Below are 10,195 nucleotides of genomic sequence, written 5' to 3' on the forward strand. Positions count from 1 at the left end.
ACCTTCAAACAGCGAAGACCGTCATCAGTATGACTGACCACAGCACCATACGCGCCTATGTTGTTGATGATTCAGTTAAAACACGGCGCGGTAAAACCATGCCAGGCATCTCCAGCCACTTTGATCACCTCAACGGTCGTTGTGTGAGGGGGCAGCAAAGCCGGACCCGAGGACTGGCGACTGAAAAGCAATTTATCCCTTTAGATAGCGAGCTTTATATCAGTCGAGTGAAAGCACAACCACTCACCAAAGCATTTGCGGATGGTCGTAGTATCGTAGCAAAACGCTATCGTGATGCGCAGTCAATGAGTAAGCCGGAGATGATCCACCGCATGATTAAGCGAGCCGCGCGGTCCGACATTCATGCGCAATATTTTTTAGCTGATTCATGGTTTGCCAGTAAGTCCATACTGGCCTTTATGGACGCGCAATCGTTAGTCTCCATTGTCCGCATGAAGAAAAATAAGACGCGCTATCGCACTATGGATAACACCTCGGCTCTAGCAACAGCGGCTGAGCTTTACCAACACCACATCAAAGGCCAATGGCAGAAGATTAAGGGTAGACCATACCAGTCTAAGGCGATCACCGTTGAGTTGAATCTAGCAAAAAGCATCAAAGAGCCTGATCACTGGATCAAGGTCAAGCTGTTGTTTGTTCGTGGTGTCAACGAAGAAAAACAGCGCGCTGGAAAGCATGATTGGGCCTTGTTTTTATCCACCGACACTCACCTCAGTGATGAGAGAATACTCGAAATCTATGCGTTGCGCTGGGGCATCGAAGTGTACTTTAAGGAAGCGAAACAAAAGCTTGGGTTCCTCAAAGAGCAAAGTACACATTACAGTGCTTATATCGCGTCCATCCATTTAACGGCGCTGCGATTCTGCTTGCTGCTACTGACTCAACACGAGGAAGGTGCCGCTAGACTGAGTGATAGTCGTAACGACATGATCAACAGTCTGTGCACCTTAGATGTTGCTAGCCGTCTCTGGGTTATCTTTAGAGCACTGATATCGGGAGCGCTTGATGAGCTCAGCAAGCTATACGGAGTCAGCGCCGCACAAGAGATCATGAACCAAATAGACAAAACGGTTCAGGAGTTCTTTATGCAAGTCCTGCAAATGGATACCTTCACGCTGAGGCTAGAAGCCAAATCTATTGGTGATGAGTGCTGATTTTAGGCTAAACTGAACTCCGAAACTTGAGTTAATAAAACACGCACTCAGCTAAACAGTTTGCGATTAACCGGTATGGCTGAGGCTCTGTCTCAGCAGTGTGATCAACCCAATACCTATGAGGAGCTGAGCTTTCTCGAACGACTCGCACTCTTGGTTAATCATGAAATCACAACCCGAGATAACCGTAAAATTGCACGCCTGTTACAACAAGCCAAACTCCGAATCAATGCCCAACCATCAGACATTGATTACCAAACCAAGCGTGGTTTAAACAAAAGCACCGTCGCACAGCTATTGCAGTTTGACTGGGTTAAGCAGCATCGAAATATTCTGATTGAAGGGCCAACAGGCACAGGCAAAACATTCCTGGCCTGCGCCATGGGGCAAACTGCTTGTGAACAAGGAATCTCCGTGCGCTACTACCGGGCCAGCAGACTACTTGAAATGCTCACGATCGCACACGGTGACGGTAGCTTTGGTAAAGTGCTTTTACAGTTGCGGAAAACTGAAATCCTGATCATAGATGACTGGGGATTGGACGCCCTAAAGCGGCAGCAAAGAATGGACTTAATGGAAGTGATTGAAGACCGGCACGGAATCGGATCGACAATCATTACTAGCCAACTTCCAACCAATCATTGGCATGAAACTATTGGCGATCCAACACTTGCTGACGCCATCTTAGATAGGCTTTTACACAACGCCTATAAAATTAGTTTGAAAGGAGAATCCATGCGTAAAAAACAAGCGAATCTTGACCAACTGTGAACACTTAAGGTAAAAGTGCCGCATCTGCAAGAATAAGGGGTGGAAGTGTTCACGCTAAGCAAAAATCAGCGTTCATAGTTATAAAAATACGCACTCGTCTTCAGCAGGCAAATGGTAAGTATCAATAAGGTGGCCTTGAAGCCAAATATATTGAGGCATCCAAAACGAGTACTGTCGTATAAGAGCCAATACTTCTTTTAACGGTTTGTTTGCATGAGGCTCGGCAATACGAAAGTACATGAATGAGCAATAATCTCGAAAATACTCATGAAGCTCTGAATCCGATAGCGTTTCTTTTAGCGGCCTGTTTTGTTCGTCGTCCTCATCAGGGGAATTGGCATAAATTTCAAATAGCTGCTTTTCAGTGAGCATCTCCAAGAAGTGGTCTTCAATTAAAACCCCATCACTGGTATCGACGTCCATACCATCTTTGACATCAAAAGCCATGACACATCCAGAAGATAACGCCACTTCTGATGGTTTCAGTAAGTCATTAGCTAGCACAACTTGATGCCAATGATTAAAACCAGCAGATACTGCAACTTCATCGAGTGCTTGAGTGTGTGGAATGGATTTTTCACGTTTAAGCTTTCGTGCTTTTTGCTTTAAACGTTCAACCGAGGCAGAGGAAATGATTTTAGTAATTTGCATTGAGTTTCTCCTATTAGCGAATACGGTGCCCACTGCCGAGGTCGCAGAAAAAACCTAAGCAAAAAATAAATTTGATATGCATGTCGTCCCGTCCGGGTTTGCTAAAGTGGGCAGCTGGTCTCGACACGACCAATAACCCCATCATATCAACCGCATCAAAAAGATCAATTGTTAGTATTGTCTGAGTAGAACCCTCAAAACCTTCAAGAATTCGGCATCTAGCTGACCACTGAACCTACCAATCCCAAGGCATCCTTCACTTCTCAATTCAAACAACGAGGAGTGACTATGGAACCTGTGAATATTCCATCCTATATCGATGACCCGCCGCACTTCCTGCTTTGGAGTGCCGATGAGATGGCTCCCATTCTGTTGGGGCTAGTGATCGGCATTTTTACCGGTAATGCCTTGGTTTTATGCCTGTTGGGGTTGGTGACAACCAAGCTCTATCGGCGTTTTCGTGATGGTCGCCCAGATGGTTTTATTCTTCACGCCATCTACTGGGCCGGGCTGTTGCCAACCAAAGCCAAGACAATCCCTAACCCATTTATCAGGAGCTATCTGCCGTGAAGTTCGACGTGTTTTTAAAATCATGGCAAGGCACGCAATTAGAGAACCGATGGCAACGGTTCCTGATTGCGGTGCTGGTGCTATCTAACTTGCTGCTTGCGGTAGCGGCATTTTCTCGCAATACCGTGGTGGCCATTCAACCACCAACCTTGTCTGAAACGGCTGAAGTGTCACGAAACCAGGCCAGTCAGCCTTACCTGGAATCTTGGGGACTCTACCTGGCTGAGCTTATGGGCAACGTGACGCCGGGCAATGTGTCCTTTATCCGGGTTGCTATCGAGCCGCTACTTTCACCTGCGGTGTACCAGCAAGTGGTCGATGCACTGGAGATTCAGGCAAGACAGATCCGTGAAGACCGAGTCACGCTCAAATTCCAACCCAGACAAGTGGAGTATGAGTATGAAACCGGCCATGTCTTTGTGACCGGTTATTCCTTGGTCTCTGGACCATCTGGAGATGAGCAGCGCCAAACTCGCACCTATGAGTTTGATATCGACATTGAGCAATACCGTCCAAAACTTAGCTGGATGGATACGTATGAGGGGCAAGCTAGAACGAAGCGAGTTCGTGAAAAGTTGACCCAAGAGCAAAACCGGAGGGTGAATGATGCGAACCAAAATTAGTCGATGGATGACACCAAGTTTAATCGCAATGAGCTTGAGTGGCGTTCTGTTATCACAAGCGTCGTATGCAGACGTGGAATTGCCGATTGTGCCAGCTAGTGTGATGAAGCAGTCTGCTACTGCAAATCCACCGGTTCAAAGCAATTCGGTTGCAGCGGATACGCCAACAACGCTACTGATGACACCGGGGGTTAATGAACTGATCCCTGTAGCACTTGGTCATCTGAATCGAATTGTGACGCCGTTTGAATCGCCTAAGGTGAGAACAACCAGTGATGCTCAGACGCAAATCAAGGGGAATGTTGTATATGTAGCCACGGACAAAGAATCACCGGTTTCACTTTACATCACTCCGCCTGGTCAGGAAGCGCCCGCATTATCTGTCACCTTAGTGCCTCGTCGTATTCCACCGCGTGAAATTACCTTAGCTATTGATGGTCAGCAGTGGCCTATTAAGGGCGTCGTGAACCGCAAAGCCGCCACTTGGGAAACAGCTCAGCCATACGTTGATAACCTACGAGACTTACTCAGACGCCTTGCATTAAATGAGTTGCCACAAGGCTATGACATCCGTTTGGCTGTCCAAACTGACATAAGCCCTAAATGTTTTCAGCCAGGCTTAAAGTTTGGTTTTAAGCAGGGGCAAATTGTGACGGGACATTACTTCACCGTCTATGTAGGACTGGTTGAAAGCTTTGCCGATGAACCGATAGAAGCCAGTGAAATAGCCTGTCATGCACCAGATATAGTGGCAAGCGCCTACTGGCCGCGCAATATCTTGTTGCCGGGTGAAAAGACTGAGTTGTATTTAGTTGTTCGCAATCATCGTGAAGAAGCGGTGGAAAGTCAGCGACCTTCACTTCTTGTGGGAGGTGAATAACGATGAAAGCACAATGGGAACAAATGAGCCCGAACATGAAGCGTGGCCTATCGGTTGCTGGTATTGCTGGTGGTCTCATCCTTATGGTGATGGTGTTTTCACCTAATCCTGACGATGGCTCAAGCAATCGGAACCGGCAGGAAACGATCCGGCACATTCTAACGGATACCAATACTCGCGATGTTGGGGTCGATAGTTTGGCTGCAAACGTAAAACTACTCAGTGAGCGCAATGAACAGTTACGTCGTGAAGTTGAGCGCTTGCGTCGTGACGTCGATTCAGGGCGGCTAAGCCCAGGTTCGCCTTCTATACCAAGTGAGGTCAATGCGGAGCTGGCCCGCCTTAGAGCGGAACTTGATGATGTTCGCGCTGGAGGTGATGCAGCAGTTGAAGGCACAAATAGCCGCTTTGAAGTGCCTTTATCTGCCATGGAATTACCCAAAGACGAAAAGCCTCTGCCGTCTAACCCAGACGACTATTTTGCCAATGCGCCGCTGCCTGATCCGCTCTATCAGCAGCCAGCCAATGGCCAAGGTACACGAGCACGAGATGTTCCATTGCCGCCAATCACGATTCGTATGATTGAGCCTGAAGTGGTTGCTGAACCAGAGGTTGTTGTGCAAGAAGCGCCGCCTTTGTATCTACCGGCGGGCAGCATCATCTCAGGTACTTTGATCACCGGTTTGGATGCACCGACTCACGAGTCCGCAAGACGAGAGCCTTTTCCTGCATTGCTGAGGATTCAAAAGGAAGCCATTTTACCCAACCGATTTAGAGCGGATATCAAAGAGTGTTTCTTGATCGCCGCAGGTTACGGTGATTTGAGCTCTGAGCGTGCTTATTTGCGAGGCGAGACCATTTCATGTGTGAGAGAATATGGTGGCGTCATTGAAACGCGACTGGATTCTTATGCCGTGGGTGAAGACGGCAAAGCCGGTATTCGTGGCCGATTAGTGTCGAAACAAGGCCAGCTGGTGGCCAAATCGATGATGGCCGGATTCCTTCAGGGCTTGGCAGGCGCATTTGATGTGAATCCTGTTCCGACGATTCAGACGGGTAATGCCGGTGATACTCAACTGTACCAGCAAGTCATGAGCCAAGAAGCATTACAAGGTGCTGCGATTAAAGGCACCGGTAAAGCATTGGATCGAGTGGCCAAGTTCTATTTGGACATGGCTGAAAATATGTTCCCAGTCATAGAGGTAGACGCTGCCAGGAAAATTGAAGTCATAGTCACTCGTGGTGCCTCGTTGTCGTTGGCCACTTCGCAAGGGGGAGGTGCAAGAAGATGAAAAAATCCTGCATGTTGCTAACCGATCGAAGTCCGTTTCAGACAATAAGATGTGTATCCAGAGGAGAGTTAACCATGACGACATCAATGCAGAACAACCCAAAGCACCATTCAAAACAGTGGTCTAAAGCTGGATTACTTTTATTGGTAGTCGGCTCAACCTTATTGTCTGGCTGTAGTTCATTGGGTCTTGGGAGTAGTGAATATGGATGCCCAGGTATGCCTGACGGTGTGCGCTGTTTATCCGCTCGTGAAGTCTATGAGCTTACCAGTAATGGCGCTGCACCCAAGACGATTGATGCTGTGGCGACTCGAATGGGTGCTCCCTCTGGGTATTCACAATCTGATTTAGAGACAGGACTGCTGAGCCATCCAGCATTACCTGAGACGCAGCAATCTGCACCTATTCGCATTCCTTCAAGGGTGATGCGAATTTGGATTGCGCCTTGGGAGGATGACCGTGGAGATCTGAATTTATCCAGCTACGTGTTTACCGAAATTGAACCGCGCCGGTGGGATATTGGGGTGTCAGCACCTCGAACGGTTTCGCCTGTGCTACGTCCACTTCAGACTCAGAGCGATTCAACCTCAGCGGGAGCTGATGGTAAGCGCGATAACTTGAGTATCTACGGAGAAACTAACGAATGACAAATGCAGTTCGCACCATTCAAACTCAGCGCCTAATGACCATTGGTGCGCTTGGTTTGATGGCGTTAATGATTTCGGAGCCCTCATTTGCGGGCACCGGTGGTGATGCTTTCACCGATGTGTGGGATACCCTAAAAGATTGGACCCAAGGTACTTTGGGACGGATCGTAGCGGGAGCCATGGTTCTGGTGGGTATTGTGGGCGGTATCGCTCGCCAAAGCTTGATGGCCTTTGCCTTGGGCATTGGTGGCGGTATGGGTCTCTACAATACGCCAACAGTCGTTGAAAGTGTTATGTCTGCAACTTTACCTGTCGTTGCCAGCACTCAAGAAGTCATTGGCACAGCAGTTCCAGCGATCAGCGCCGTTTTACTGGGCACCTGAATGTGAGCCACAGTAGGCACTTCACTTAAGGTAATCAAACTAGGTCTACACAACATCGGGTTATTGGTGATGTTCTGTAGACCTTTTCATTTCAACAACGCCGCATTAGCGGGCTTGGTTTACAGTATTTGGTATATTAATACCTAAGGTGTTAAAATTCCTATCGTAATAAACTATATGGTTTATACTGTTCGTGATATTCATACCTTGGGTGTTAAAATGTCATCTAAAATAAACTGGCTTGTTGCTCATACTTCTCCTGGTGCGCTAGTACTTCAGCAATGGCTGACTGAAAACGGCGTGAGCTACTCCCTGGCTCAAAAGTACACGCAGAACGGTTGGCTGAAGAAGCTTAGTTCTGGTGTGTACTATCGTCCAAATGCGCAGGGCGATATAAAGCCAACTTGGGTTGATGCCATTCAAGCATTGGATGTGCAATTGGGCGTTCCAGTTCATTTGGCTGGATTGAGCAGCTTAACTCACCAAGGACTGAGTCACTATTTGCAGCTGAACAAAGAGCAAGTTTGGATTTGCGTTAAAAACAAGTCGTCCTTACCGAAATGGTTTCGTGAATTCCCTTATCAGAATTGGTTTTACTGCGGAAACCATAAGCTTGAAGTGAATCCCGAGAAGGATTTGAAAAGGATCACGGTTAAAGAGAAAGAGCTCACTGTCAGCTGTGCAGAACTTGCTGCCTATGAAGTGGTAGATGCGATTGGAAAGCTGATTTCATTTGAGCATGTCGCAGAATTATTTCAGGGTTTAGTCAATCTTAGCCCTAGAAAAGTACAAGATATTCTTGAACGAAGCAGCTCTGTTCAGGCAAACCGAATATTTCTATTTCTGGGTCGATACTACGATCACCAGTGGGTCAATCGCATAGATGAAACAAGAATTAAATTGGGGGCAGGAAAGCGGCAGGTTGTCGAAAAAGGACGTTTTGATGAGCGATATCAAATCACAGTGCCAGAGATATTAAGCGTCAAAAAAGGTGAACAACATAATGGATAAAGATAGCCCATATTACAAACAGGTTTCCTTGCTCATAAGAATGCTTCCTGTGGTAGCAACAGAGACGGTTTTTGCACTTAAAGGTGGCACCGCCATTAATTTATTTGTGAGAGATTTTCCTCGGCTATCTGTAGATATTGATCTTGCTTATCTTCCACTTGAACCAAGAGATGAGGCTTTGATTAATGTCAGGGCTGCATTGCAGCGCATTACAGACAGAATCAATACTCAACCAGATATCAGAGCGGCATTTCAGGATAATAAAGCTGATGAACTGAGAATCGTTGTATCAAGTCCGGTTGCGACGATCAAAATTGAAGTGTCGCCCGTCGCCAGAGGTACATTGCATAGTGCAGAAATAATGCCAGTTCAAGAGTCTGTTGAAGACGAGTTTGGTTATGCTGAGATTCAGGTAGTCAGTCTTCCCGATCTGTATGGTGGAAAATTGTGTGCTGCAATGGATCGCCAACATCCTCGCGACTTATTTGATGTGCGTATGTTACTTGGCAGTGAAGGGATTTCGAGAGAGATTTTGGTGGGTTTTTTAACCTATACATTAAGTCACCCTCGGCCTATTAATGAAGTCATGTCGCCAAACTGGCAGCCTCTGAATGAGAAATTTCAGGCAGAATTTGACGGAATGACTTTTGAAAAAGTTGAATGCGAAGACTGGGTAAGCGGATTAAATGGTTGATCTTACCTTTGCATGAGAGTGAGACAGACCGGCATCTCATCGGATTATCTGGTTGATGCTTCACCTACTGCTGGTGCATGTTTCCTTCGCTAATTCCAGCAAGAACCCCACACGCCTCAACTTCCCGGTCATCGTTGCAACTCGCTCTCAGTGAAACGAGTTGTTTCTCAAGCGCTTGCAGAGCGGTTATCTGCGACCGCACATGAGAGATGTGATCATCGAGCAAGGCGTTGACGGCGGTACAAGGCTGATGAGGGTCGTCCTGATAGCTCTGTAGTTCGTGAATCTCAGCCAGTGACAGGCCCAGGATTCTGCAGCGACGGATGAAGGCCAGCCCCTCACCATGCTTCTCGGTATAGACACGGTAACCGTTGTCCTGCCGATCAGGCGGCGGCAACAAGCCCTGCTGTTCATAGAAGCGGATCGTCTGTGTTTCGACCCCTACCAACTGCGCCAACTGACCAATGCGCATCAGCCTCCTCCCCAACGGATTCTTTACTCTATTGACATTATAGTAGCTTTATAGTTTTAAATGGTACCACAACATTTTGTTCAAGTGGAGTAGTATCATGAGAAAATCCTGTGGTGGCGCCTGTTCAAGTGGAGTCGTATCATGAGAAAATCCTGTGGTGGCGCCTGTGGCGCTGATGCAACGTCCGCAGCGGATACCGATATACAGGCCTCCTCCGAGGCGCCAGGGAGATGGGTCAGTGTTTATGCCGTGCCGAAGATGGACTGTCCATCAGAAGAACGAATGATTCGCCTAGCCCTGAACGGCTTTGAGGAGATTCGGGCGCTGTCCTTCGACTTGTCGAACCGCCGGCTGAAGGTCGTGCATGACGGCGAGGTCGAGCCCGTCACCTCGAAATTGAAGACCTTGGGGCTAGGCGCCTCGCTTCAGGAAACCGTCGCTGCAAATCCGGAGACCATCAAGGCCGCCGAGTTTTCGGCAGCTTCTGCTAAGCAAGAATCCGGGACCCTGCGCTGGTTGCTCGGCATCAATGCACTTCTGTTCGTGGTGGAAATGACTGCCGGTCTGATCGCCCGGTCCACCGGCCTGATTGGAGAATCCCTGGACAATTTTGCCGATGCGGCGGTGTACGGGCTTGCCCTTTATGCGGTTGGACATAGCGTGAAAATGCAGGTACGTGCCGCGCATCTTGCTGGTGTACTGCAACTGATCTTGGCTGTGGGCGTACTCATAGAGGTGGTGAGACGCTTTGTATTCGGTAGTGAGCCTGAATCGCTGGTGATGATGGCTATCGCATTCGTCGCATTGATTGCCAATACCAGTTGTCTGCTGCTCATATCCAAACATCGGGAGGGCGGGGCGCACATGAAGGCAAGCTGGATATTCTCGGCCAACGACGTGGTGATCAACCTGGGGGTCATCACCGCCGGCGCTCTGGTCGCGTGGACCGGGTCCAATTATCCGGATCTGATTATCGGCACCATCGCGGGGGTAATTGTACTTAACGGTGCTAGACGCATTCTGGCG

13 protein-coding genes are annotated in these 10,195 nt (G+C 48.2%); 11 read left to right on the forward strand and 2 right to left on the reverse strand.

The window, feature by feature from the left end:
* The coding region (locus D104_RS29160) for a transposase (protein WP_024024186.1) at nucleotides 1-1,175 on the forward strand (1,175 nt) is incomplete at its 5' end.
* A 75-nt stretch (nucleotides 1,176-1,250) separates the two neighbouring features.
* Nucleotides 1,251-1,946, forward strand: a complete 696-nt coding sequence (istB, locus tag D104_RS29165) for an IS21-like element helper ATPase IstB (protein WP_024015924.1) — start codon at nucleotides 1,251-1,253, stop codon at nucleotides 1,944-1,946.
* A 78-nt stretch (nucleotides 1,947-2,024) separates the two neighbouring features.
* Here the strand turns inward: istB and D104_RS29170 are convergent, their stop codons facing one another.
* Nucleotides 2,025-2,597, reverse strand: a complete 573-nt coding sequence (locus D104_RS29170; RefSeq protein WP_001167481.1) for a hypothetical protein — start codon at nucleotides 2,595-2,597, stop codon at nucleotides 2,025-2,027.
* A 288-nt stretch (nucleotides 2,598-2,885) separates the two neighbouring features.
* On the opposite strand from D104_RS29170, the gene traL reads away from it, so the two are divergent.
* The 8 genes from traL to D104_RS29210 all read left to right on the forward strand — a co-directional run bounded on the left by traL (nucleotide 2,886) and on the right by D104_RS29210 (nucleotide 8,697).
* The gene (gene traL, locus D104_RS29175) at nucleotides 2,886-3,167 is read left to right on the forward strand and encodes a type IV conjugative transfer system protein TraL (protein ID WP_000433889.1); all 282 of its coding nucleotides are present in this window, start codon (nucleotides 2,886-2,888) and stop codon (nucleotides 3,165-3,167) included.
* Nucleotides 3,164-3,790, forward strand: a complete 627-nt coding sequence (locus D104_RS29180; RefSeq protein WP_000667169.1) for a TraE/TraK family type IV conjugative transfer system protein — start codon at nucleotides 3,164-3,166, stop codon at nucleotides 3,788-3,790. Before traL ends, D104_RS29180 begins: the two co-directional genes overlap by 4 nt.
* A complete protein-coding gene (locus D104_RS29185; protein ID WP_000986458.1) occupies nucleotides 3,771-4,670 on the forward strand; it encodes a TraK domain-containing protein in 900 nt (299 codons plus the stop codon). Before D104_RS29180 ends, D104_RS29185 begins: the two co-directional genes overlap by 20 nt.
* A gap of 2 nt (nucleotides 4,671-4,672) precedes the next feature.
* Nucleotides 4,673-5,962, forward strand: coding sequence for a TraB/VirB10 family protein (locus D104_RS29190; RefSeq protein ID WP_024024187.1), 1,290 nt, complete (start codon nucleotides 4,673-4,675; stop codon nucleotides 5,960-5,962).
* Nucleotides 5,963-6,036: 74 nt separating this feature from the next.
* Entirely contained in the window at nucleotides 6,037-6,609 is a 573-nt protein-coding gene (gene traV, locus D104_RS29195) for a type IV conjugative transfer system lipoprotein TraV (RefSeq protein ID WP_024015925.1), read from the forward strand.
* Nucleotides 6,606-6,992 carry a TraA family conjugative transfer protein gene (gene traA, locus D104_RS29200; protein WP_023584042.1) on the forward strand — a complete coding sequence of 129 codons (387 nt, stop codon included), beginning with the start codon at nucleotides 6,606-6,608 and terminating at the stop codon, nucleotides 6,990-6,992. Before traV ends, traA begins: the two co-directional genes overlap by 4 nt.
* A gap of 219 nt (nucleotides 6,993-7,211) precedes the next feature.
* Complete coding sequence (locus tag D104_RS29205) at nucleotides 7,212-8,003, forward strand: type IV toxin-antitoxin system AbiEi family antitoxin (RefSeq protein WP_002040534.1); 792 nt, start codon at nucleotides 7,212-7,214, stop codon at nucleotides 8,001-8,003.
* Complete coding sequence (locus D104_RS29210; protein ID WP_024024188.1) at nucleotides 7,996-8,697, forward strand: nucleotidyl transferase AbiEii/AbiGii toxin family protein; 702 nt, start codon at nucleotides 7,996-7,998, stop codon at nucleotides 8,695-8,697. Before D104_RS29205 ends, D104_RS29210 begins: the two co-directional genes overlap by 8 nt.
* A 64-nt stretch (nucleotides 8,698-8,761) precedes the next feature.
* Here D104_RS29210 and cadR read toward each other — a convergent pair whose 3' ends face one another.
* Nucleotides 8,762-9,169 (reverse strand): Cd(II)/Pb(II)-responsive transcriptional regulator, encoded by a 408-nt coding sequence (gene cadR / locus D104_RS29215; protein ID WP_004364961.1) that lies wholly within the window; start codon nucleotides 9,167-9,169, stop codon nucleotides 8,762-8,764.
* 141 nt (nucleotides 9,170-9,310) lie between these two features.
* Between cadR and D104_RS29220 the strand changes: the two genes are divergently transcribed.
* A partial coding sequence (locus tag D104_RS29220; RefSeq protein ID WP_024024189.1) for a cation transporter occupies nucleotides 9,311-10,195 on the forward strand: 885 nt, incomplete at its 3' end.

The organism is Marinomonas profundimaris (assembly GCF_000508165.1).
Classification (GTDB): Bacteria; Pseudomonadota; Gammaproteobacteria; order Pseudomonadales; family Marinomonadaceae; genus Marinomonas; species Marinomonas profundimaris.